The following is a 23,899-nucleotide window of genomic DNA, read 5'->3' as shown; positions in this document are numbered from 1 at the left end:
CTAAGATTATAAATTGAATTTATAACGTACAAATCCCTCCATGGCCTCATATTCTGCCATCCCCAGAGCGTTGTATTTTTTAGCGGTTTCTGTATTCCGCTGTTCTGCTCTTTGCCAAAATTCCCGTTGATCGTTTCCAGGAAACATAGCACTGTCTTTCTGGGATTGATGCTTAAAAATTGCGCTCTTTTTTCGTTCCATTTCCATTGGCCCGATAGGTACGGTCATTTCCATGTCTGAAATATCCCATTCCTGCCATGCACCCCTATAAAGCCAAACATAGCAGTCATTAATCCAATCTGCTCCTTCTCGCACCAACCTGTCTATAGCGCTGTAAATAATTTGGAGACAAACACGGTGAGTACCATGTGGATCAGAGAGATCTCCTGCTGCAAATATTTGGTGGGGCTTTACTTTGTTGAGCAGATCATAAGTTATTTGAATATCTTCTTCCGAATAAGGCTTCTTTTTAACGGTTCCCGTTTCATAAAAAGGAAGGTTTTGGAAGTGGGCATTTTTTTCATCTACACCGCAGTATCTGCATGCAGCAAGCGCTTCTCCTTTTCTAATCAGGCCTTTAAATTTCTGAATTTCCGGACTGTCTACCTGGCCGGGCCTCTTGTTTTTAAGAAACGCCCTCACTTCTTTAACCTGCTCTGACAGGGCCTCATTAACTTTTTCCACATCCGTTGCGAAATCGAGAAAGCGGATTACTTCATCATCAAAAACGGCTATATTACCGGAAGTCTGGTAGGCTACATGAACTTCATGACCCTGATCCACTAACCTTAAAAGTGTGCCTCCCATGGAAATGACATCATCATCCGGGTGGGGGCTAAAAATTAGTGAAGTTTTAGGGTAGGGATCTTTTCTTTCTGGTCTTTGGCTATCATCGGCATTTGGTTTACCACCGGGCCAGCCTGTAATAGTTCTCTGTAATTGATTGAAAACAATTAGGTTAATATGTTCTGCAGATCCTATTTCAGCAATTAAATTCCCCATTCCATACTCATTATAGTCTTCATTGGTTAATTTTAGGATTGCTTTATCGAGTTTTTCAGAAAGCCAGATAGTTGCCCCCTTAATTAGCTTCTCATTCCAATCACATTCGCTTACCAGCCATGGTGTGCTTATCCTAGTAAGTGAAGAAGCCGCTGCATGGTCAACTATAAAATCGCATGCGTCATGATGTTGAAGAAAAGTTGCCGGAACAGATTCTCTTATTGGTCCTTCAACGGCTTGCCTAATAACATTTGCTTTTCCTTCTCCCCAAGCCATCAAAATTATGCGCTTTGCGGCCATAATTGAGCCAACACCCATGGTAATTGCTTTTATAGGAACATTTTCCAAACCGAAAAAATCGCTTGCCGCATCTAATCGTGTAACTCTGTCAAGTCTGACGATTCTTGTTTTACTAATCAGGGATGAACCTGGTTCATTAAAACCTATGTGTCCTGTTCGGCCAATCCCAAGAATTTGGATATCAATACCACCAGCATCCAGAATTTTTTTCTCGTAGTTAACGCAGAATTCCCGTACATCTTCCTTATCTAATGTGCCATCAGGGATATTGATATTACTTTTTTTAATATCGATATGATCAAACAAATGTTCGTTCATAAAGCGAACATAGCTATGAATGGAATCGGATTCCATGGGGAAGTATTCATCCAGATTGAATGTGATCACGTTTTTAAAACTCAGGCCCTCTTCTTTATGAAATTTCACAAGAAATTCATACATCTTGGTAGGAGAGGAACCTGTCGCTAATCCCAGTACTACATTTTTTCCCTGCTTTTGTCGCTGTCTTATTAGTTCTGCAATCTCATTGGCAACAAAAAAGGATGCCTGTTCAGAACTATCATGAATAACGGTGTTAATTTTTTCAAATTTCCGTGACTCTTCGTCAGTTGGAAAACTCATTGCGCTTGGTTTTGTGAGTGTTTGTGACATCTTAGCTACTAATATTTTTGATTCTTTGATGCAAAGATAGATAAATAATTGAAAAAATGCAGTTTTTTGCAATCTAATTTGCAAATAAATGCTTTAAAATATAGTATAGATAAAAAAAACAGTAAAAAACAGCAAATTGATATATTTTGCTATCTTTGTAAACAGTAATTAATAGGATTCGATTTATGCTAAAGGAAGAGCGTCAGCTGGCCATATTAAATGAAGTAGAACTTCACAATCGCATATTGTTAACAGATATAGCAGAGAAACTCAATGTATCTATAGATACTGCAAGGAGAGATGTAAAAGAGCTGGATGCTGTAAATAAATTACGTAAAGTACACGGCGGTGCAATATCTCTTGGCTTTACTGGCTTGGCAAGTAGTAATGCTAACATTTATGCGCTTGAGGAAAAAATTACTATTGCTCAAAAGGCAGTTGGTCTTATTCGTGAAGGAAGCGTAATATTCATTGATGGGGGTACAACATGTCTGGAACTTGTTCGCTTAATTCCTCCACAACTTAAGCTTACTTGTTTTACATTAAGTCTCCCTGTGGCCTGGCAATTGCTCTCCAACCCGGATATCAAAGTAATTTTTATAGGAGGAGAGATTTCCAGAGATGCACAAATATCTACCGGGGCTTATACCGTTCATCAATTATCTGAGATCAGATTTGATTACAGTTTTATAGGAACTGGGTATGTTGATGCTATTCATGGCTTAACCGAGTTTGATTGGGAAATTGTTCAGATGAAGAAGGCTGTTATTAATGCATCTAAAAAAACGGTACTTTTGTGTATATCTGAAAAGCTAAATTCACAGCATCAATATAAAACCTGTGATATTAACTCCATCAACACAATGATTACCGAATTAGCACCAGATAATAATCTTCTTAACCTTTACAGAAACCAGGATATTCACCTTCTATAATATGTCGGATTATATTAAAATAACGGAAACCCCTTCAGATTATACAGATTTGGAACTTATGAATACCCAATCTATTCTGGAGAACATCAACAATGAAGACCAGAAAGTAGCAGAAGCAGTACAAACCGTAATTCCTCAGCTTACAAAACTTGTCGATGCCCTTGAAGAGCGATTTTACCAAGAAGGTCGTTTGTTCTACATAGGAGCAGGAACAAGCGGGCGTTTGGGCATTTTAGATGCTTCAGAAATCCCACCAACTTATGGGATGCCTCACGACAGGGTCATAGGCCTAATTGCCGGAGGAGATTCTGCCATAAGAAAAGCAGTGGAATTTGCTGAAGACGATACTAAACAGGCCTGGTTAGACCTTAAATCTTATGATATTTCCGAAAAAGACGTCCTTGTAGGTATAGCAGCTTCAGGTACAACACCTTATGTGCTCGGGGGCATTTCAGATGCACGAAAACATGGTGTATTAACAGCCGGAATTACAAACAATCCCGGATCACCTTTGGCATCTATATCCGATATCCCTATAGAAATCAATGTAGGACCTGAATTTGTTACAGGTAGTACACGGATGAAAAGTGGTACTTCCCAAAAGCTTGCTTTGAACATGATTAGTACTGCACTAATGATCAGGGTAGGCCGGGTAAAGGGTAATAAGATGGTAAATATGCAACTCAGCAATAATAAATTGGTGGATAGGGGCACCCGTTATCTCATGGAGGGTTTAAACTTGAGTTATGACGAAGCACAAAAGGTTCTTAACCAATACGGTTCAGTTAAAAAAGCACTGGATGCACTTAAAAAATGAATTTATTTTAAGAGGGTATTTACCTCTTCAATAGTGACCATTTTTGAACCTGAATTTCCCCAGGAATTAAGCACGTAATTCATTACATCGACAATTTCTTCGTTTTCCAGGCCTAGCGGCATCATGGTATTGTTGTAGGTAACACCATTAACTATAAGTTCGCCCCGCTGACCGTATTTTACTCCTTTTATGCTTGCTTCCCTGTTATTTATTAAATAATCTGATTTAGCCAGAGGTGGAAAGGTATTCTCTACACCTTCTCCGGATTCTAAATGACAGGTAATACAGAAATCATTATAGATATCTTTACCTCTTTGAATGCTTTCTTTCAACTCTTTATCCTGAATCAGAAAATATGTCAGACCTGAAACAATCAGGAGATAACTGCAAATAATAAATTTCATTGGATAACAAATTATGGAAATGGCAAGTTAACTGTAGCTATATCGATTTATATTATAAAGGAACCAACTTGTAAATACCTTTTCCTTCAACAGCAACATAAATAAAGCCATCCGGGCCCTGGCGAACATTCCTGACCCTGCCAATATCCTCCATAAGCTTCTCGCGATAAGTCACTTCATTTCCATTTAATTCCAGACGTTCTAGGTATTGAAAAACAAGAGACCCAACTAGCAAATTGCCCTTCCAGGCGGGATACTTATCTGAAGTTACAAATGTCATTCCACTGGGTGCAATAGAAGGAACCCAATAGTGAATGGGTTGTTCCATACCTTCCATTTCAGTTATATCTGTTATTGGGGTACCACTATAATTTATGCCGTAGGTAATTACCGGCCAGCCATAATTAAGACCTTTTTGTACAATATTAATTTCGTCTCCACCTTGTGGCCCGTGTTCATGGATCCATATGGCTCCTGTTTCAGGATGTTTAACCATGCCTTGAGGGTTTCTGTTGCCATAAGTATAAATGGCCCTTTTGGCATTTGATTCATTAACAAACGGATTATCTTCGGGGATTCTTCCATCATCATGAATTCGGTAGATCTTACCACAATCTCGTGTGATATCCTGAGGATTTACATCGCGTTCCCCACGTTCCCCTATGGAAAAATACAAGTAACCCTGATCATCAAATTCTAATCTGGATCCGAAGTGTTGACCTTTTGTAGTATTAGGTGAAGCTTTATATAGTATCTCTTTGTCTGTAAATGAGTTACCATTTAATTTGGCGCGCATAATTGCAGTATTCCCACCTTTTTCTTCTCCTTCTTCAGAAGCAAAAGAAAAGTAAATCCATCCTGTATTTTCATAATCCGGATGCAGCTCCATATCCAATAAACCGCCTTGTCCTCTATTATATACTTCAGGGCCATTTGTTATTGTTGTTTTTTGTCCATCCTTAAAGCGAATGATTTCACCTGATTTTTCGGAAATTAACATACTGCCATCAGGCAAAAAAACCATTCCCCATGGTATTTCGAGTTCATCTACTAATAATTCAGCGGTAAAGGTGGTCTCACTGGGTGTATTTACCTCATTATCTGTCTTCTGCCCACAGGATAGATTCGTCATTACAACGAATAAATACAGGGTCTTCATACTATTTTTCATAATTCAGCGTTAAAAATAAATAATAAGTAGGTGATTTTGAAGCCTAAAGATAAAGAGAAATTATAAGTTTAAATAATTACGCTGTAGAATATACTGATCCCAAATCACGAATATTCTTGCCATAACACGAATTAACCTATGCTCCAAAAAAACTCAAGGCAACTTGTGTATGCCGTGCTATTGCTGGCGCTGTCAATTGTGGGTACTTCGGCAATTGCAAATACCAAAGTTTATGAGCTTATATCGGAAATAGCATCTGAAGAAGATGAAGTTAAGTCTTTGTCTGAAACTAATGCCATTGAAGTTGCTACACCTTTTAAAAGCTCCACTACAACTGGATCCTTTTTAAATGCCCCTATGTTCATGACTATTATCCAGGGGGCTAATGAGGAAGTAGTTTGCCCCAATGATGGTAGTACCCTTGCAAAATTCTTTTTATGCGGTACCAGTGATATCCGAACAATTACCCTTAGTCAGAGTGGGAGCAGCTATGAGTGGCAAAAACTCGATCCGAACAGATGTGCCTTGTCGGTTATTGATGATTGCGCAAACACAAATAACACTTGTTATGATACTGTAGGCACCGGTTCTACCTACAACCTGGATTCTTCAGGAGAATTTCGGGTTCGTGTAGATGGTGGTCAATATTACTATTTTAAATCCTCTTTGAATCCATTAGATCCTCAACTCATTCACGAGGATATTATTTGTGGGAACCCAGGAAGGGTAGAGGTAACCAATGTTCCTGCCGGTTATGAGTACAGTCTTAATAACTCGGGAGGTCCTTACCAGGACGATCCGTTTTTTGATATTACTACTTCAGGAAATCACATGGTATGGGTGCGTTTAAAAAATGTTTCCGGTAGTGCATGTCTATTTCCTTCAAATACAGAAACTGTTCAGGATCTCGATATTAGTGTAGATGTTACGGCAAACGATATTCTGTGTAGCGGGGAACTAGGAAGTATAGACGTTCAGGTATTTGGCGTTCCCGGATTTTATACCTACAGGCTTATAAAAGCTGGTGTCACGGTAGATACTTTTGGACCTGACGCTGCGAGTAGTTATACATTCGCAAACGTTAGCCCGGGGGTTTATAGTGTACGTATAGAAACTAATAAGTGTAATGAGCTCATTACATTAGATATTAATAATGATCCTATAGATATAGGAAGCGGAATTAGCCCATTGGCGGTTTCTGCAACAGCATCGGATAGTTTTGGTTGTGGAGCGGCTTCGGTTGATGTTACAATTGATACTTCAGGAGGTACTTCTCCATATAGATATAGTTTAGATGCGGGTGTTAATTTTAGTGCACCTTATGCAAGTACAGCAATGTTTACTGTAACTGCGGCGGGGACATACAACATTCTGGTTGAGGATGCTAATGGCTGTACAAAGACGGCAAGTATAGACGTTGAAGATTTGCCACCCCCCATTTTCACTATAACAACAGAAGATGCTAATTGTGGAGGGGTCAATGACGGTAGGATTACCGTTAATGTTACTAATGGATTTGGATATAATCTTGAATTCAGTAGCGATAATGGTACGAACTACCAGGGAAGTAATGTATTTAACAATTTGGCACCCGGCAGTTATGATGTGATCATCCGCTATCAGCAGGGTTCTTTTGTATGTACAACTCCATCATCGACAGAAACGGTTGGGACTCCATCTAATATTACAGGTACCGCGACTCCCGATTCAATTCCTACTTGTTTAAATGAGAACGGTGGGCAGATAACAATTTCGGGTGTAGCCGGAGGGACGCCACCATACGACTACAGTATTGGAGCCGGTTTTAGTCCTACCACGGTTTATTCCAATCTCGGTGTGGGAACATATACTCCTCAAATCAGGGATGCAAATGGTTGTGTAGAAAGTCTCCCGCCACTAGTCTTTAATGCCTTAGACAAGCCAACGGATATGGACTTTACCATTTCCAGTATTGATTGTTTAACCAGTAGTGCTTCAGTTACCGTTGCTGTTACAGATGGTGCTGCACCTTATACCTATGAAATTATTGCACCAGCCATCAGCGCTATTAACAATGGAAATAATCCTGTTTTTACCGGTCTGGGACTTGGTACTTATACTTTTAGGGTAACTGATAATGAAGGGTGTAGTTATGATGAAGTTTTTGCAATTACTGATATTAGTTCCATTGCGGTCCAGGCTCAGGCTACTAAGGTAGTAACCTGTGTTGGAGACAGTGATGGCGAAGGCCGTTTCCTGGTAGATGGCTTTGATACTACTTACAGATATCAGATTGATGCAGGTCCGGTATTTAATGGGCAATCAGGCGGAATAATTAATGTTACAGGATTAACAGCAGGGAGTTATACAATTACAGTGACCGATGAGGATACTAATTGCGCCGATACGGCCACTTTAGTAATTCAGGAACCAGCTGTCGCTTTTGCCATAACCAGCCTTAATGTTACCCCTATGAGTTGTCAGAATGGTAATATAGGTAGGGTTACTATTAACACTGTTGGAGGTTGGGGAGGTAACCGCTACACATTAACTCAGCCGGATTTATCAACACGAGGCCCTAAAAACGGGAATACCTTTTCAAACCTGTCTCTTGATGGTTTGTATCAGGTAAGCGTTACCGATGCGAATGGTTGTACAGTTACGGATAGCTTTACACTAACAATTTTAACTTCCCCTACAATCAGCTTAGATGCAGCCGCTTCAGATTTCTGTTATGACAATGTAGATGCAGCTACTCTTGCCGTAAATGCAGCAGGAGGTCTTCCGCCATATCAATTCAGAGTAAATGGCGGCCCTTTAGGTGGCGCAAGTACTTTTATCAATCTTACACCGGGCAATTACAACATTGAGGTAATAGATGCCAATGATTGTCGGGATGATATTACGCTGACCATCGAACCCGAAATTACAGCCAGTGGAACGATAATTAGGGAACTCACTTGTGGTGGTATTTCTGCCCAGATTCAGGTAAATATTTCTAATGGTTACACCTCAGGTGGTGATTATGATATTTATGAGGTAAGTATTGATGGAGCCCCTTATACTTCAAATTCTAATAATATTACAGGAAACTCGTTTATCTATGATATTCCAAATGGATCTATCTTAGTTCCTACAACCTATCAGTTTTTGGTTACTGACAGTCAGGGATGTACAACAGAAACTAATGTAATAACTATTGATCCACCAGAAAGTATAGTGGGATCAGCAAATCCAACTGACACTACATGTGGTGATAATAATGGTATTATAACTTTGGTTCCCGATACTAATTTCGGGGTTCCGCCGTATGAATATAGTGATAACAACGGAATTACATTTAGTTCTCAAAATATATTCTCAGGATTTGCACCGGGAATCTATAGTACTTTTGTTATCAGAGATAGTCGTGGGTGTATAACTCCTGTATTATCTGCTACAATTAATGCCAGTACCCCAGTTGACGCCACTGTAGTTGCCAATAATGCTGTTTGTGCGGCAGGTACTGTTGAAGGTTCAATAGATGTTACAGCCGTTGCCAATGGGACGCCTAATTACACTTATATTGTGCAAGATGTTACAGGTGCTACCGTCGCCACAGTAGGGCCAACAGCAAGTACTGCTGTGAATTTTCCAAATTTAGTACCTGGCACCTATACCATTGTAACTCAGGATGCTTCCGGATGCGAAGACAGGGATACCGTGACCATTACACAAAATCAGCTAGATCTGATTCCTGTATCGACTACAACGCCTCCTGATTGTACCACGGCCTTTACGTATATCGTGGATATTGTGGGTGGAACTCCACCCTACCAGATAGGTATTTTAGGTGGTCCTCTGGGACCTCCAAATGTGGATATTGACACACATGATTTTACAGGACAAATAGCTTATGGAATCACCTATTTTGTTGAGGTTATAGATGCGCTAGGTTGTAGGTATATAGAACAGATTGACCCTATTGCTGGTCCATCGCCTATTGCGGTAACCGCAACAGCAACAACGGCTTCCTGTGCACCGGGAGGTAACGGGCAGATTGATTTTCAGGTTACAGGTATTGCTTCTCCTGCAGATCTTACTATTGAGTTACAGGATACGAATACAGGAGCTATTATAAGTGGTCCTACAGTATTAAACAACGAGCCTATTCCATATAACGGCTCTTTTACGGCACTGCCACCTGGAAATTATCAGATACTTATAAATGATAACAATACCAGTTGTGATGCCAGTGCACTTGTAGATATTATAACGGATATTCCAACATTAGTTGTGGATAATAACGAACCTGCGAATTGTAATGTGGGTGCGTTGGTAACAGTTCGAGGAACAGGTGGTACTCCTGGTTATAACTTTGCATATGTTCCAACCGGTAATCCGGCTCCCGGTGTATTTACAGCACAGACTACCTATGAAATTCCGGGTCCATACCCCGCAGATTACGATTTTTATGTTGAGGATAGTAATGGTTGTACCAGTTTTACAACGGTAACAGTGACAGAAAACCCCGGCGTTCCAGTCCCCACCTTGGATGTTGTGAATCAATGTACTGCAGTTGCCAATTACACCGTTAATATCCTCTCTCCTTTGAGCACAGGTTCAGGCCTGCCAGATGAGACATTTGAATATGATATTGGAGGCGGATTCCAAACAAATCCTAATTTTATTGTACCAAACCCAGGTGATTATACCATAATTGTAAGGGATGGTAATGGTTGTACCAACAGTATAGTTGCCAGAGTATTTGATTTCTTTGCAATTACAGCAAGTGCAACTACAGAGCCTACCTGTAACGCAGGAGATGGCGTAATTACTGTGAATACAACAGGTGGTAGTGGTAACTTTGAATTTCAACTTAGGGACAATTTGTTAAACCCAATAGGCCCTCCACAAGGTTCAAATATATTTATCAATGTATTACCCGGAAACTATAATATTTTAGTAACCGACCTGGATTCAAACACCATTCCGCTATGTGAGGACAACGCAATCGTTGATGTTACCATAGTTAACACTCCAGTTATATCCGGAACTCCCAAGGGAGATATTACTTGTAATGGGGCGAACGACGGTTATATTTCTGTAGAATTGCTTCCGGGATCAGATACCGACAGTCCATTTACTTATGTCTTATATGATGGCGGTACAGCGACAATATTGCAGGGTCCACAGGCTACATCCATTTTTGACAACTTGGCTCAAGGGACTTATCAGGTTGAGGTTATTTCAGACAGGGGATGTACAGACAGATCCGGAGATGTTGTTATTCTTGAACCTACACCATTACAAATAGCTACGACGAATACGGAATTTACCTGCGATCCGAGTAGTAACCGATTTAATACGGCTACAATAACAATATATACGGATACCAATGGAGATGGTACAGGGGCTAATACTGGTACCCCAACCTATACCTATAGTATGAATGATGGGACTCTGGCTTTTGATGGTACTAATTTCCAGACAAGCAATGTCTTTGAAGTAATTGATAATGGTACAGATCAAACCATAATTCTAACGGCTAAGGACCAGAACGGTTGTGAAATTACAGATACAGTTACTATCAATGCGCCAGTAGGACTCACTTTTACGTTTAATGTGAATTCTATTAGTTGTGATGCATCGGGTACAGGAGTAAGTCCGGGTTCAATAGATATCATAATGGATCAGGGCCCAGGAAACTATGATGTGGAAATATTGCCTTTGGGATCTGAGCCAATTCAGAATTCTGGTGGTAGTAATACCGTGAGCTGGGCTATAAGTACACCCGGGAATTATATATTTGCAGTTACCGATGTGGGAAATGCAGGTTGTACTTATCTAACTCCTGTAGTTAATGTTCCGGATTATAATACCATTGAGGCTCTTATTGCAGAGACCAAACCGGTTACCTGTTTTAATGGATCTGACGGTGAAATAAGTATTCAAATAAACAATTACAGCGGAATCTATAATTATGAAGTATTCTCACGGGATAATGCAGGTGTAGAAACGACCACTGGTGTTACCGGTACATTTGATACCAACATTCCAGCTCAGAATCCGGGAATAATTACAGGTCTGCCTGCAGGAAATCTGCTGGTTTATGTAGAGGCACTGGACGTTCCTTATTGTGATGCGGTTAGTAATATAGCTACGGTAAGACAACCAGACAGGGCTTTAACTGTTGCACTTTCACAAACGGCCGAAGTAACCTGCGCAGTGCCAGGACTGGGTGAGGTATTCGCAGTAGGTGATGGTGGCTGGGGAAGTTTTGAATACCAGCTAATTGCCCCGGATGGCTTTACTATTATACAAGATTTTCCGAGTACTAATGACAGCTTTTCAGGTTTATCTGATGGCACATATACAGTGAATGTAAGAGATCTGGAAGGATGTATTGCAACCAATACTATTAATTTGGCTTTACCGGCACCAATATATGCTGATATTCAGGTTGTTATTCCTTTGCAATGTAACAATGATAATAATGGTGAGATAGAGGCCTTTAATGTAAGTGGAGGTCAGGGCCCAGGTAATTATTTGTATCAACTTAATCGATTAATTGACGGTACCAGCAGTGGTATACAGACCACTACCAATTTTGGTAATTTATCAGCGGGTGATTATACAATTACCGTTTTTGACGGATGGGATTGTAGTTATACTACTGTTCCTATAACCATAGTTGATCCGGAGGTGGTTCTTGCAGAGCTTGTTGAATTGTCGCCACCCGGCTGTGGTGACGTGGGAGTCATGGAATTAACGGTAACGAATCCTGAAGTAGGGATAAGCTATTTCTTCAGGCGTTCAGGTACTTTAGATCCATTTTTACCTTTAGATGCGCTTGATCCTACAGCGACTTCAGTACAAATCTCTGAGGATATCACCATTGATCCGGGACCATTCCAATATGATGTGCAAAATTCGAATGGATGTCCTTTTGAAAAATCGAATCAAATATCTCTGGATCCTGCAGCACCCTTGGTGATTGCATTAGATTTAGCTAACGCTACTATTAATTGTGCTGGTGAGGCAACTGGTATTATCCGTTCCGAAGCTTTTGGTGGTATTGGTAATTACGTTTATTCTTTACTCAATTCAGATACGCCGCCATTCCCTTCAGGAGGTAATGTGGAAAGAAGTGCCCAGGCGTCAGGAATATTCAGAGACCTTGGACCGGGAACTTATTGGGTTTATGCACAGAGTGGTGGATGTACTGCCATTTCTACCCCAATTACTATTGTAGATCCACCACCATTGGTGCTGGATTACATAGAAGCAGTGCCTGTTAACTGTAACGGGGATATGGATGGTCAGCTCATTCTTGAAGCCAGTGGCGGTACCGGTATTATCCGTTATTCTATCGCTGACCAGTTAAGTGAATTCTTTGAGGCCGATGATCCATTATTCCCTAATAGAAAAACATTTACCGATCTTGGACCAAGAAGTTATGAAGTTATTATTCAGGATGCTTTGGGTTGTACCATAACCCAGACCATTACTATAACCGAACCAATGGAATTAGTGGCAGGGATAATAGATTCTACCCCTGAAACCTGTCTGGGTGATCAGGACGGTACATTAAGCCTGGAGGTATTGGGTGGAACCGCTCCATATGAATTTGCTTTAAATTCATCTGCTGATGTAGATTTTGCACCTAACCCTTCTATGTTCTGGGATAATCTTGTTGGTGGAGATACTTATGTAATCTTCGTACGGGATTCAAGAGGTTGTGAAACCAATGTTATTGTACCTATAGGAATAGGAGTAGAACTAATTGCTACGCCAATTATTCAATATGGTTGTGATGGTATATTCCCGAACAGCACAGTTACAGTAGAAATGCAAGATCCCAGCCAGTATTCAGATTTACTTTTTGCATTAAATCCTGCAGATCCGACAGATGCAATTACTGCTCTGGCAACAGCCGATAGGATTTGGGGTGATTTACCTGGAGGAGATCATACGGTATATATTTATCATTCTAATGGATGTACAACCTTCGTTGACTTTACAACGGATACTTACGAACCGCTAACTTTATCTGCCGTCAAAAGCGGGCCTAATGAAATTACAGCAACTGCTATGGGCGGATATGGAGGTTATGAGTATTTCTTCCAGGAGGTATCTTATGCCGATGTAAATGTATATGAGACAAATGAGGATGCCATAGTTAATATTATGGTGAGAGACCAGGGTGGTTGTGAAGCAGTAATAGCAATACCTTTTGATTTTACAGGGATGCTGGAAATTCCAAATTTCTTTACTCCTGATGGAGATAACAACAACGAATTGTGGTTTCCAAGAAATAGGGACTACTTCCCAAATATCGAAGTCAAGATCTACGACCGTTATGGTAGAGTAGTGGCTGTATTGGATCAGGTTTCCGGATGGGATGGAAAATACGACGGAAGTGAACTACCTTCCGGAGATTACTGGTATGTGGTTAATGCCAATGATAAAGAAAGACAGCAATATGTTGGGCACTTTACCTTGTATAGATAAGGAATAGGGTTCCAATAATAAAAAACAGGTGTAAATTAATCATTTACACCTGTTTTTTTAAATAAGAAGTATACTCATTTCTAGTAGCCTCCATCTCTCCTACTTAAAGTAGTCTTATATTATAATCCTTTTATATAATTTATAACCAACCACTGTTCTTCCTCATCTGGTATTTTCTTTATAAAACTGGGCATTTCATCCCGTCCTATGAACGATTTGTAAAACAGACTCCCGTCTTTTTGACTTTTAAAGGAAGCATCTGTAAAATCTCCAACTGTTGTGTCTAGCGATTTTGCTTTTGTTCCGTCACCTTTCCCCTTAGAACCATGGCATGATTTACAATGTTTCGCGTATAAGATGCGTCCAATTTTATCGGTATCCGAGACACCGGCATAGGGATTTACCATTTTCTGGTATTTAGATGGGACTTCCCATTTTTCTTGTTCGTTGGAAATTAGGGAAGTCATTGACAACAGGATAAAACTGCCAAGAAATACTCCCGTGATTAATAAAACTTGTTTTTTCATTATAAGGGAATTTAAGTTATTGTCTACTCAAAAACTTTCTATTACATCTTTAAAATAGTTTTCTTCATTAAATTGGGAATGTACGTCACTTTTGATTTTACCGATCTTATACAAGATAAAAATAATGTAACCAATAATAAACCAAATTACAAGAATCATACCACTTACGCTTATAACTAAAGTTATTGGTGCATTTGCTGCCGCTGCCCACAAAGATCTTTTTTCTTCAAATTGATCTACTGGAGTGGGTATGCCCCAATTTTTGATTGTTTCTAAAGTAAGATCATTGTAGATATCTGATTCCAATATTTTTACAACGATTTTAACATGCCCTCCCACAGCGCCAGGTAAATCTTCCGGAAATGGGATTTCTACTATGCCGTTCTCATCGGTAGTATTAAAAAAATCCCCTATGGGTAATAAACTGAAGGTTCTTTGTACATAAAAATATAATTCCAGGTCTTCAATAGGGCTTCCATCTTGGTCGGTTGCTTTTGCCTGGATTATTTTAGCTTCATTATTATCTATGAAGGAAAGCGTTACAATGGCATCTTGTAAATCATCTTGTCCGTAACTAATTGTATTAGCCCCGAAAATGAAGGTCACGGCCATTATGACCTCTAAAAAATAACAAATAAGTTTCGTTTCAGATTTCATTTTAGAAAATATTTTGTTTAAAGACAGTTTCAGAACCTTGTTTATATTTTTTAATAGGGATTACCGGAAACAATTTAATAAGCACTGTAATAATCAGTAATAACCAGGCAAAAGATGAAAAGGTAATTGCCCATTCTTCCCAGGTTGGATTATAGTGTAAATAGGATTCATCAACTCCCTGAATAGGTAAATATGGATGTTGCAATGAAGGGATTACTATTAAAAACCGTTTTAACCATGCCCCGAGTACCACAAATATGGCTATTATTAATATTGGTAGTGGTTTGCGAAATGGTTTAAAAAATAAGAGTATAATTGGTAAAACAAGACCACCCAGCTGAACAAACCAATACATAGGGGCATATTTTCCCACGAATAGTTCGGTGATATGTTCCCCTTCTACCCCAACCATTTTAAAAGCTGGGCCCAGATATTCGTTAATATTAAAATACAGATAAACAAGGGAGAGGAGTACCAGTAGTTTACCCATCCTATCAAAATGACTAAGTGTTATGTATTTACTCAGTTTTAGATGTTTCCTGATAAAATACATGGCAATAATGATCACGGCAGCACCTGCCATAAATGCCCCTGAAACAAAATAAGGACCAAGGTTGGTGCTGTCCCATCCAGGACGCCAGGTTGTCGCAAACAGCCAGGAAGTAATCGTGTGGATCGCAAATGCCACCGGAAGTACAGAAATTGCCAATATTTTGTTTACTTTTTGCAGCATTGCTATTTGTTTGGGATGATTATGCCAATTGATGGCTGTAATTCTATATAACGCTTTTTTCCAATTAGGAATCTGCGTTAAACGGTCACGACAAAGAGCGATGTCCGGAAGTAAAGAAATATATAATAATAGTATGCTTATAACTAAATAAGTAGAAATAATAATAACGTCCCAAATAATGGGGGATTGGATTCTTAAATGCGTAATTACATAAAAAATACGATCCGGACGACCCATGTCAACAATAATGATTACAGCTGCACAAATAATAGCAGCGACCGCAATAATTTCGGAAATTCTGGTAAGAGGTCTGGCCCACAAATTTTTGTTGAGTTTTAAAATGGAACTGAACAATGAGCCTACCAGGCTAATAGCAACAAAAAAAACAAAATTCGAGATGTAAATTCCCCAGGAAGTATAATCTCTCATGGCAGTTACTACAAGTCCATATCGCAACTGGCGATAATAGCCAATCAATCCTAATAAAATAAGTATGAGTAAGAATGCAATCCACAATTTATATTGTAAGGACGTTGTAATCAAATGACTTAAGAGGCGTTTTCCTCTTTTTGTTCTAAACTTTTGAAGTTCGATATTCGGTTTACTCATGACTCACTGTTTTCTTGAGTGGTCTCTTCAAAGGGGAACAACCTGTCAACAGGTGGGAGATAATAAACACGTGGTTCCGTACCTAATTCTTCCATATATCGATACCCGGCTTTTTCTTTCAGTAAAGTAGATAACCGTACCGTTTCTTCTCCATTGGTAACAGTGTCGTCGATCTCATCCCCAAAGTAAATGACACCATTAGGACAGGCAGTAATACAATGGGGTAGCTTATTGTTCCGAAGCATGTCCGGGCAAAAATCACATTTTCCTACTGTGCCTATTTGGCTTGGAAGACTGGTTTCAGGAGAATATGGAATACTTTCATCTTCACCTGGTGGTTTTCCCCAGTTAAATACTCGTGCCGAATATGGGCAGGCAGCCATACAAAATCGACATCCAATACAGCGTTCATTATCTACCAGCACAATGCCATCTGTACGTTTATATGTTGCCCCAACCGGACAGACTTTTACGCAGGGAGGGTTATCACATTGGAAACATTTTTTTGGCATCCAGTAAGGGGAAGATTTTTCATTATCCTGCATTTCCAAAACCTTAATGTAAGGACGGTCCGGAGTTAAATTATGAGTATGGTCACATGCTTCGATGCATTTTTTTGCATTTTTACATTTTGCCAGATCGACAACCATCACAAATTTTTTCCCAGGAATCCCTATACGGGATTCTTCCGGAGTTGCCGGAAGATGCTGATGATTAAGATCTGCAATTTCTGAATTAGGAACCTGTACCAGTTTACCATCTGTTGTTAATAATGTAGTTTTTTCGTCAGATGCTTGTTTGCAAGAAGTAACAGAAAAATACGCCAAACCAGATACGGCAAGTGCACTTCCGGAAGATAGGTTTTTTAAAAATTTCCTTCGGGTAGGATTTTTGGAATTTTCATTTTCCATGATTCGTTTTTAAATTTAAAACCAGGGTTATAATTAAAAACTAATGTGAAAAGAAAATGGACAAAACGTCTCAATATCTTTTAAGAGATCAAATCAAAAAGAGATCGCATGAACACTAAAGAAAAAAAATAAGCTTATAGTTTAAGTAGCTCGTGTATGATCCCGTTTATTCAAATCTAACATCTAATCATTTGATATTGCATGATATATGTCATGTTTGTAATATTTATTACATAGATTTATACTACTATTTTTAGAATTTTGTCCTATTAAATATTTGAATTTGAGCCTAATGTGATTTTTATGCTAATAGCACAACAATTAAAAAATAATAATGTTTATTAACCTCTTTCTCCTCAAAAGAAAACCCGGGCTAATAGCCAGGGTTTCTCATTGTTTTTGGAACCTAAAGAATCATTTAAACATAAAATTTTTTTAATAAAGAAGCCTGTTCATCTATAATCACTTTCATTTCTTTAGCGGTCATGGACACTTCGGCTTTTTTTAACGATTTTCTAATAAACTTATCGGTCATTTATGTGTTAATGCCAACGATAAAGAAATACAGCAGTAGGTTGAACATTTTATACTTTATATTATAGATGAATCGGATATTGACTCATAGAAAAGGGGTATCTATTATTTATGGGTACTTTTTATTCATATTTATGGAATACTATTGTATAATGGCACCATTTTCTAAAATTAAATCATATGAATAGCCGGCCCCATAATCTTTGTTAATAGCTATGAAGGCCTGTACCGTAATTACATCACCTTCTTGCGCAGACATATCGGTTGTAATTATAAGATCAAAATCATCCTGACTTCCATCTTTAAGATGAATCCAGTTTTTTTTCATGATATTGTTATTCACTTTAACGCATCTTCCTTTTATTTGGACAGCTTGTCCATCAAATTTATTTGGATCTTGCATTAAGTCTGAAATTTCCGTATAAATTTTATAATCGATATTTTTGTCTTCGTCCGTAGTCACTTTAACGGGTTCTTTTTTCTTCTTGCTTATTTGAATATTATCAGTGGTCCCGGATGTATGCTTGGCACCATGCATCTGTGTTACCAGTTTGTTCACAAAATAAATTGTGTCAAAAACCCTATTATGTATTTTACTTTTAAAATCAGTTTTAAGCAAAGCCTCTCCATAAAAATAGGTTGAGTCAAGATTAATCTCACTTTTTTTAGTTGCTATCCAAAATGGATCTTTACCTTCTTTAACCCTTAGATATACATATTTGGATGCAGGGATTATTTCAAGAACCTTTATACTATGAATTTCGTTATCTACAATATCTGAAGATGAGATTCCTGTAGATTTTTTGGCAATGGAGAAGGGTTCTATAGTTTTAGGGCCTCTATTACAGCTAATTAAGGAAATAAAAAGTACAGAAATAAGAAGAATATAATTATAGTTCATAGGAATTGCATGCTGGTAGTTGTTAAAACAGGATTTATAATACCTGGTTTTTTTTAAAATTCAATTCTCAAAAAATATGTTCGTCAATAATGGCATCTAATTCTTCCTCTTGTAGTGGTCTTTCGGAATGTTTTATCAGTTTTCTCATAACCCTATTTGTAGATTGTCTAATTTCCAGAGAATCTTCTTCAATACCATTGGCTTTAAAATAGGCCTTAACCTTATTATTTACTATTATCTTATGTTTAGCTAAAAATACTCTTAAAGGAGCTTCCTTATACCAATGACAGAATGCCAGAAGTTCTTCGGTAATAATTTGATCTACTTTACCAATAGAGGCATTTCTTCTTTCTCTTGTATTTTCCAGCCCTACTGAAATTGTATCAAGATCATAGAGAGTTACATTGTTTCGATGTATCAATTCTTTATTAATATTACTGGGTAGTGCCAGGTCAATTAACAGTAATTTTTTATGTTCATTGACTATATTATTTATCAGCCGGTGAGAATTGCTTGCAGCACTGATAATCACATCAAAACCGTTGAAATCATTTTTAAGTACTTTTTCCCAGGGATAAACCTTGCAAGAATATCTTTTTGCTAAAATAACTGCATTTTTTTCAGTTCGGTTGCTGATATAAATATCATTGTAAGCAAACTTTGAATTATACTTAAAAAGTTGTTTTACAATATCACCTGCTCCTATAAATAGTATTTTTTTTGCTTGTCGTTGGTCTTTGCCGAAAGTACCACTCACCATTTTAAGGGATTTATACGCTACTGAAGTGGTGCCATCTCTGAATTCAGTTTCGTTACTTATTCGCTTATGGCTTTTAAAAACAGTCTGCATTGCCCGTTCCAGCAAGGAACCCTGTAAATGGTTGGTAATTGATAATTGATTCGCTTTCCTGATCTGGTGAATAATCTCTGCATCTCCCAATATCGAAGATGATAATCCTGATGATACTTCTAACAAATGCCTCACCGTATCTTCGGTGGAATTGCTGAGATCAAATAAATTTTTATCAATGGTAAGATTCCGTTCTTTATAGCTAATTATAAAGTCCCTTAGTTCTGTGGCGGTAGTATCCGAAGATTCAATATAAATCTCAGTTCTATTGCAAGTCGTTAGTAGAAATAACCCCACAATATCCGGAAAAGTATTTCGGATAAGTTCTGCTAAACTATTCTTTTCGCCATCTGAAATATGATATTCCTCTCTTTTAGAAACAGAAGCTGTTTTGTGCGAAATACTCATAAAACGCAGTGTCTTACTCATAATTAAGGATTCATCTTTAAAATTAATTTTCGTCATAAGTAGTGTCTCTGTCAAAAGTTTTACCGACTAAAATATTTTTTATTACCAAGCTTATTCAGGCCCTATTCTGCGAGTGTTCTCATATAATTAACAATAAGCCATCTGTCTTCATCATCGGGCATTTTTTTTGTGTATTCCGGCATATCCTCCCTGCCAAAACTGGATTTGTAAAACAATTCCCCGTCGGTTTGTGCCTGGTATTCTGCGGATGAAAAATCCCCTAAATCACCTTCTACATCTTTTGCTTTAGATCCGTCTCCATAACCTTCTTTACCATGACAGGATTTGCAATGCTTGCTGTATAAAGCTTTTCCTATTGCCTTGTCAACAGAAGGATCTGTTGGATTTTTCATATTTACATACTTCTCTGGCACCACCCATTTATCCTGTACTACGGTGGTGAAGGAATAGAATACAAAGGAGACAATTACCAGTATTAATAACATTTTAAGTGTTTTCATTTTTTAAGTTTAATTTTTTGAAATTCTGAATAAATTGGAAATTAGATATATAAATAATCCATATATTACCGCAATAATTAAATTTATAAATACTAATAGAAATATAGGTGTTTTATTTCTTGCAGACCACATTTTTCTTTGATCAAAAGTTATTTCCTCCACAATAGGAGTACCTACCGGGGCATTAACTATAGATATTACAGTTCCGTAGTCATCACTATCGTCGAGCACAACTTCAATAATTAAATTTCCATCAACACCGGGTATTCCTTCTTCAATAGGAACAAGAATGGTGCCATTTTCATCTGTAAAATTAAATTCTTCACCAATTTTTAGGGGATTAAATAATCGCTGCACCTGTATAATTAGTGATTCCCCAGCAAGTAGGCTATCTGTGGCAGTTTCCCTAAGCGTGGCTGTTAAATAATTTATACTGTCTTTTGCAATAAGATTTGCTACTATATGTGCATTTTTAAAACTAGTACTTTTTGAAGCTTTCCTGAACGAATCGTTTCCATTAAATGAAATTCCCAGGTTATAGGTATTTGTTGAGTCAGATTTTAAATCCATTGATTTATTCAATACAAATCTACTTTCACCTTTCATATTGGTTTTGGTATTCCCCAATATAATTTCTTCATCTTCAACCTCATTATAAACTGCGATGTCAATGTTGGGTACAGGCAGAGTTTCGTCCTCTATCTTGGCGGTTGCTTTGATATTTAAGTACGCATCGCCCTCCATTATCTTCACATAATCGGCTCTTAATCTTACCCTGTATTTTTCATCATTTTGCGCATATATATTTGATAAACCCAGGCAAAATAAGAACCCAATAGTCCAGGCTAAAAAAGCACTCCCAGATGTTGATCTATTTTTCATGATTCTGCTTTTTTATCTGTTTTCAACAATCCTTTTTCTTCAGCTATGCGCTGAATAGGAATTACAGGTAGAAACCTTACGAATAAAGTAATTATCAATAAAGCCATTGCCAGAGTTGCCCCGGTAATTAACCATTCATGTATACTCGGAAAATAATGATGCCATGACTCAGGTACTCCTTCTATTGGTAAAAATGGATGCAATAAGGTAGGTGTTACAATGATATATCGTTTCCACCAGGAACCTAAAACCACCATAATACCTACAATAAACACAGGCAACGGTTTTCTGCCATTTTTGAATAATAAAATGAGGATTGGTAAAATCAATCCGACTATCTGAGAAAACCAAAATATTGTCGCATATTCTCCGTAGACCAATGCATTTAAATGAATATCTTCTTCTACAGGAGCATTAAATATGGGAATCAAATATTCGTTTATATTAAAGTAAACGTAAACCAGGCAGGTCAAGAGTAAATATTGGGCTAGTTTATCAAAGTGATAATCCGTAATATAATGTTCGAGTCTTCTTACTTTTCTTATAATATAAACAACGGTAATAAGTGCCCCAAGACCAGCAACAAAGGCTCCAGAAGTAAAATATGCACCCATGTTGGTGCTATCCCACCCAATTCTGTAAGTTGTGGAAAATAACCAGGCATCAATGGTTTGCAACAATATCCCCACGGGTATGACCATTATGGCTATGATTTTGATGGATTTTGACTGAATGGCTTTTTGAACTTTACTCCCTGTCCAATTCAAAGATAATTTCCCGTACCATTTACTAAAGGTTGGCTTTGTTTTTAAGTGGTGCTTCTTAAGGATTGCTAAATCAGGTAACAAAGGAAAATACAGTAATAAAAAACTTAAGATAATTGAAGTTGGAATAATGATCACATCCCAGGTTATGGGGGATTGTAATCTGGCATAAATAAACAAGTTCAATAGCCTGTCTGGTCTTCCCATATCGATCATAATGGTAAAACCTGCCATAACAATGGAAGCCAATGAAATGATTTCCGCAATTCTAACAACCGGCGTTCTCCATGAATTATTTGTCAATCTTAAAACTGCAACCGTTGCAGACCCCACAAAGCTGGTAGCTACAAAAAATACAAAATTGGAGATATAAATTCCCCAAAGCGCATAATCTCGCATGTTGGTAACTACCTGTCCCTTATTTACCTGGTCTATATAAGCAATAAGCCCTAAAATTATAAAAACCACTAAAATGAGAGTCCAGATGGTACCTCGTTTCCCGAACTTTCTCGGTGCTAAATCGTTGATTAGAGACTCATATTTTGTCATCGCTATTCAGGTTTTTCAACAGATTGGAACTCATTGTAATCTTCCAGACCTTTTTCGAAATCCACAAGCCTGTCAACCGGAGGTAAATAGTATACACTGGGCGCGGTACCTAATTCTTCTAACAATCGATACCCTGCTTTATCTGTTAATAATTTACTTAAACGTAAAGTTTCCTCTCCATTGGTAACGGTATCTTCATATTTGTCTCCGAAATAGAAAACGCCATTAGGACAAGCCGTAACGCAATGAGGGAGTTCATTGTTTTTTATAGTATGAGGACAAAAATCACATTTGTCAACTGTACCTTTTAGACTAGGCATTCCGGCATAGTCAGGAGAAGGTGTTTCACCACTCAGGTGCATAGTAATTTCACTCATTTCACCTTGTTTAGGTTCTTCCCAGTTAAAAACCCTTATAGAATAAGGGCAGGCAGCCATACAAAAACGGCATCCGATACAGCGTTCATTGTCAATTAATACAAGGCCGTCTCTTCTTTTAAAGGTGGCATCTACCGGGCAAACAGTAACGCAGGCTGGTTGATCACAATGCATACAGGTTCTTGGCATCCAGTAAGGTGCAGTATCCTTTGATTCCTGCATCTTATGAACTTTTAACCACGCATTCTCTCCTGTTATATAATGGTGTTTATTGCAGGCAATTACACATTTTAGAGCATTTTTACATTTTGCCAGATCTATGACCATCACAAATTTTCGGTTGGGAATGCCTTCCCTTACATTGTATTTTTTATCATGGTCTTCAGAATGCTGTACCTCCATAACCTCGGATGAATCTATCTCTACAAGAGTTCCATCTACGGTCATTAATTCCATTTTATCACCGGAATGATTATTGGGTTTTGCATTTAATTTAGAAGTGATTTTAGAGATGCCCAAACCACCAATGGCCGCCGCAATACCAAGTTTTAATCCCTTATCAAGAAATTTCCGTCGTTCTTTTTTTGTATTATCTCCCATGAGCAGAATTACTTAAATGACATTAGATTTTTTTCCCAACCAGCTAAGAAAGGAGGTATTTGAAATGTTTTTCTTTACAATCTTTGACCTTTTAAGTGCACTAACTTTAACCTTAACGGTGGTGCCGTCTGGTTTTAAGAGGGTTTCATATTCTTCATCTTCTTTAGAAATTTTCACATCTTCAGTGGGTGCCTGGTTAAATCCAAAAAGCGGTAATAATAAAGTACCTCCCAATATGGGCAGGATTCGTCTTCTTGATATTCTTTTCCGGTTTTTGGATTTATCTTTCATACTATTCAGGTCTAAGCAATACTGTTTTTATGA

17 protein-coding genes are annotated in these 23,899 nt (G+C 38.1%); 3 read left to right on the top strand and 14 right to left on the bottom strand.

Annotated features, from left to right (window positions below):
- Window positions 1-6: 6 nt before the first annotated feature.
- A complete protein-coding gene (nagB, locus tag ABJH90_RS08940; protein WP_348138491.1) occupies window positions 7-1,953 on the bottom strand; it encodes a glucosamine-6-phosphate deaminase in 1,947 nt (648 codons plus the stop codon).
- Between the two features lie 185 nt (window positions 1,954-2,138).
- Between nagB and ABJH90_RS08935 the strand changes: the two genes are divergently transcribed.
- On the top strand, window positions 2,139-2,888 hold the full coding sequence (locus ABJH90_RS08935) for a DeoR/GlpR family DNA-binding transcription regulator (protein WP_348138489.1): 750 nt from the start codon (window positions 2,139-2,141) through the stop codon (window positions 2,886-2,888).
- 1 nt (window position 2,889) lies between these two features.
- Window positions 2,890-3,705, top strand: a complete 816-nt coding sequence (murQ, locus tag ABJH90_RS08930; protein WP_348138487.1) for an N-acetylmuramic acid 6-phosphate etherase — start codon at window positions 2,890-2,892, stop codon at window positions 3,703-3,705.
- Window positions 3,706-3,707: 2 nt separating this feature from the next.
- Here murQ and ABJH90_RS08925 read toward each other — a convergent pair whose 3' ends face one another.
- Window positions 3,708-4,109 carry a cytochrome c gene (locus ABJH90_RS08925; protein WP_348138485.1) on the bottom strand — a complete coding sequence of 134 codons (402 nt, stop codon included), beginning with the start codon at window positions 4,107-4,109 and terminating at the stop codon, window positions 3,708-3,710.
- A 52-nt stretch (window positions 4,110-4,161) separates the two neighbouring features.
- Window positions 4,162-5,280, bottom strand: a complete 1,119-nt coding sequence (locus tag ABJH90_RS08920; protein ID WP_348138483.1) for a PQQ-dependent sugar dehydrogenase — start codon at window positions 5,278-5,280, stop codon at window positions 4,162-4,164.
- A 138-nt stretch (window positions 5,281-5,418) separates the two neighbouring features.
- On the opposite strand from ABJH90_RS08920, the gene ABJH90_RS08915 reads away from it, so the two are divergent.
- Window positions 5,419-13,752 (top strand): T9SS type B sorting domain-containing protein, encoded by an 8,334-nt coding sequence (locus ABJH90_RS08915; RefSeq protein WP_348138481.1) that lies wholly within the window; start codon window positions 5,419-5,421, stop codon window positions 13,750-13,752.
- A 119-nt stretch (window positions 13,753-13,871) separates the two neighbouring features.
- Here ABJH90_RS08915 and ABJH90_RS08910 read toward each other — a convergent pair whose 3' ends face one another.
- The 11 genes from ABJH90_RS08910 to ABJH90_RS08860 all read right to left on the bottom strand — a co-directional run bounded on the left by ABJH90_RS08910 (window position 13,872) and on the right by ABJH90_RS08860 (window position 23,866).
- Window positions 13,872-14,279, bottom strand: coding sequence for a cytochrome c (locus ABJH90_RS08910; protein ID WP_348138478.1), 408 nt, complete (start codon window positions 14,277-14,279; stop codon window positions 13,872-13,874).
- Between the two features lie 27 nt (window positions 14,280-14,306).
- Window positions 14,307-14,936 (bottom strand): hypothetical protein, encoded by a 630-nt coding sequence (locus ABJH90_RS08905; protein WP_348138476.1) that lies wholly within the window; start codon window positions 14,934-14,936, stop codon window positions 14,307-14,309.
- Between the two features lies 1 nt (window position 14,937).
- Window positions 14,938-16,278: an NrfD/PsrC family molybdoenzyme membrane anchor subunit gene (gene nrfD / locus ABJH90_RS08900; protein ID WP_348138474.1), complete on the bottom strand. Its 1,341-nt coding sequence runs from the start codon at window positions 16,276-16,278 to the stop codon at window positions 14,938-14,940.
- Window positions 16,275-17,189, bottom strand: a complete 915-nt coding sequence (locus tag ABJH90_RS08895) for a 4Fe-4S dicluster domain-containing protein (RefSeq protein ID WP_348138472.1) — start codon at window positions 17,187-17,189, stop codon at window positions 16,275-16,277. Before ABJH90_RS08895 ends, nrfD (ABJH90_RS08900) begins: the two co-directional genes overlap by 4 nt.
- A gap of 676 nt (window positions 17,190-17,865) precedes the next feature.
- Window positions 17,866-18,624, bottom strand: coding sequence for a hypothetical protein (locus ABJH90_RS08890; protein ID WP_348138470.1), 759 nt, complete (start codon window positions 18,622-18,624; stop codon window positions 17,866-17,868).
- 67 nt (window positions 18,625-18,691) lie between these two features.
- Entirely contained in the window at window positions 18,692-19,903 is a 1,212-nt protein-coding gene (locus ABJH90_RS08885) for a hypothetical protein (protein WP_348138468.1), read from the bottom strand.
- Between the two features lie 101 nt (window positions 19,904-20,004).
- A complete protein-coding gene (locus tag ABJH90_RS08880) occupies window positions 20,005-20,403 on the bottom strand; it encodes a cytochrome c (protein WP_348138466.1) in 399 nt (132 codons plus the stop codon).
- 9 nt (window positions 20,404-20,412) lie between these two features.
- Window positions 20,413-21,285 carry a hypothetical protein gene (locus ABJH90_RS08875; protein ID WP_348138464.1) on the bottom strand — a complete coding sequence of 291 codons (873 nt, stop codon included), beginning with the start codon at window positions 21,283-21,285 and terminating at the stop codon, window positions 20,413-20,415.
- The gene (gene nrfD, locus ABJH90_RS08870) at window positions 21,282-22,598 is read right to left on the bottom strand and encodes an NrfD/PsrC family molybdoenzyme membrane anchor subunit (protein WP_348138462.1); all 1,317 of its coding nucleotides are present in this window, start codon (window positions 22,596-22,598) and stop codon (window positions 21,282-21,284) included. Before nrfD (ABJH90_RS08870) ends, ABJH90_RS08875 begins: the two co-directional genes overlap by 4 nt.
- A gap of 2 nt (window positions 22,599-22,600) precedes the next feature.
- Window positions 22,601-23,575: a 4Fe-4S dicluster domain-containing protein gene (locus ABJH90_RS08865; RefSeq protein WP_348138461.1), complete on the bottom strand. Its 975-nt coding sequence runs from the start codon at window positions 23,573-23,575 to the stop codon at window positions 22,601-22,603.
- A 12-nt stretch (window positions 23,576-23,587) separates the two neighbouring features.
- On the bottom strand, window positions 23,588-23,866 hold the full coding sequence (locus tag ABJH90_RS08860) for a hypothetical protein (protein ID WP_348138459.1): 279 nt from the start codon (window positions 23,864-23,866) through the stop codon (window positions 23,588-23,590).
- Window positions 23,867-23,899: the final 33 nt, after the last annotated feature.

Source organism: Eudoraea sp., from assembly GCF_039969275.1.
In the GTDB taxonomy this organism is placed as follows: domain Bacteria; phylum Bacteroidota; class Bacteroidia; order Flavobacteriales; family Flavobacteriaceae; genus Eudoraea.
The sequence above is the reverse complement of the archived record's forward strand: the minus strand, read 5'-3'. Positions and strand labels throughout refer to the sequence as shown.

Coding starts and splice junctions, on each gene's coding strand:
- nagB (WP_348138491.1), bottom strand. CDS start 1,953: ATGTCACAAACACTCACAAAACCAAGCGCAATGAGTTTTCCAACTGAC.
- nrfD (WP_348138462.1), bottom strand. CDS start 22,598: ATGACAAAATATGAGTCTCTAATCAACGATTTAGCACCGAGAAAGTTC.
- ABJH90_RS08885 (WP_348138468.1), bottom strand. CDS start 19,903: ATGAGTAAGACACTGCGTTTTATGAGTATTTCGCACAAAACAGCTTCT.
- ABJH90_RS08890 (WP_348138470.1), bottom strand. CDS start 18,624: ATGAACTATAATTATATTCTTCTTATTTCTGTACTTTTTATTTCCTTA.
- ABJH90_RS08875 (WP_348138464.1), bottom strand. CDS start 21,285: ATGAAAAATAGATCAACATCTGGGAGTGCTTTTTTAGCCTGGACTATT.
- ABJH90_RS08935 (WP_348138489.1), top strand. CDS start 2,139: ATGCTAAAGGAAGAGCGTCAGCTGGCCATATTAAATGAAGTAGAACTT.
- ABJH90_RS08895 (WP_348138472.1), bottom strand. CDS start 17,189: ATGGAAAATGAAAATTCCAAAAATCCTACCCGAAGGAAATTTTTAAAA.
- ABJH90_RS08860 (WP_348138459.1), bottom strand. CDS start 23,866: ATGAAAGATAAATCCAAAAACCGGAAAAGAATATCAAGAAGACGAATC.
- murQ (WP_348138487.1), top strand. CDS start 2,890: ATGTCGGATTATATTAAAATAACGGAAACCCCTTCAGATTATACAGAT.
- nrfD (WP_348138474.1), bottom strand. CDS start 16,278: ATGAGTAAACCGAATATCGAACTTCAAAAGTTTAGAACAAAAAGAGGA.
- ABJH90_RS08880 (WP_348138466.1), bottom strand. CDS start 20,403: ATGAAAACACTTAAAATGTTATTAATACTGGTAATTGTCTCCTTTGTA.
- ABJH90_RS08910 (WP_348138478.1), bottom strand. CDS start 14,279: ATGAAAAAACAAGTTTTATTAATCACGGGAGTATTTCTTGGCAGTTTT.
- ABJH90_RS08905 (WP_348138476.1), bottom strand. CDS start 14,936: ATGAAATCTGAAACGAAACTTATTTGTTATTTTTTAGAGGTCATAATG.
- ABJH90_RS08925 (WP_348138485.1), bottom strand. CDS start 4,109: ATGAAATTTATTATTTGCAGTTATCTCCTGATTGTTTCAGGTCTGACA.
- ABJH90_RS08915 (WP_348138481.1), top strand. CDS start 5,419: ATGCTCCAAAAAAACTCAAGGCAACTTGTGTATGCCGTGCTATTGCTG.
- ABJH90_RS08865 (WP_348138461.1), bottom strand. CDS start 23,575: ATGGGAGATAATACAAAAAAAGAACGACGGAAATTTCTTGATAAGGGA.
- ABJH90_RS08920 (WP_348138483.1), bottom strand. CDS start 5,280: ATGAAAAATAGTATGAAGACCCTGTATTTATTCGTTGTAATGACGAAT.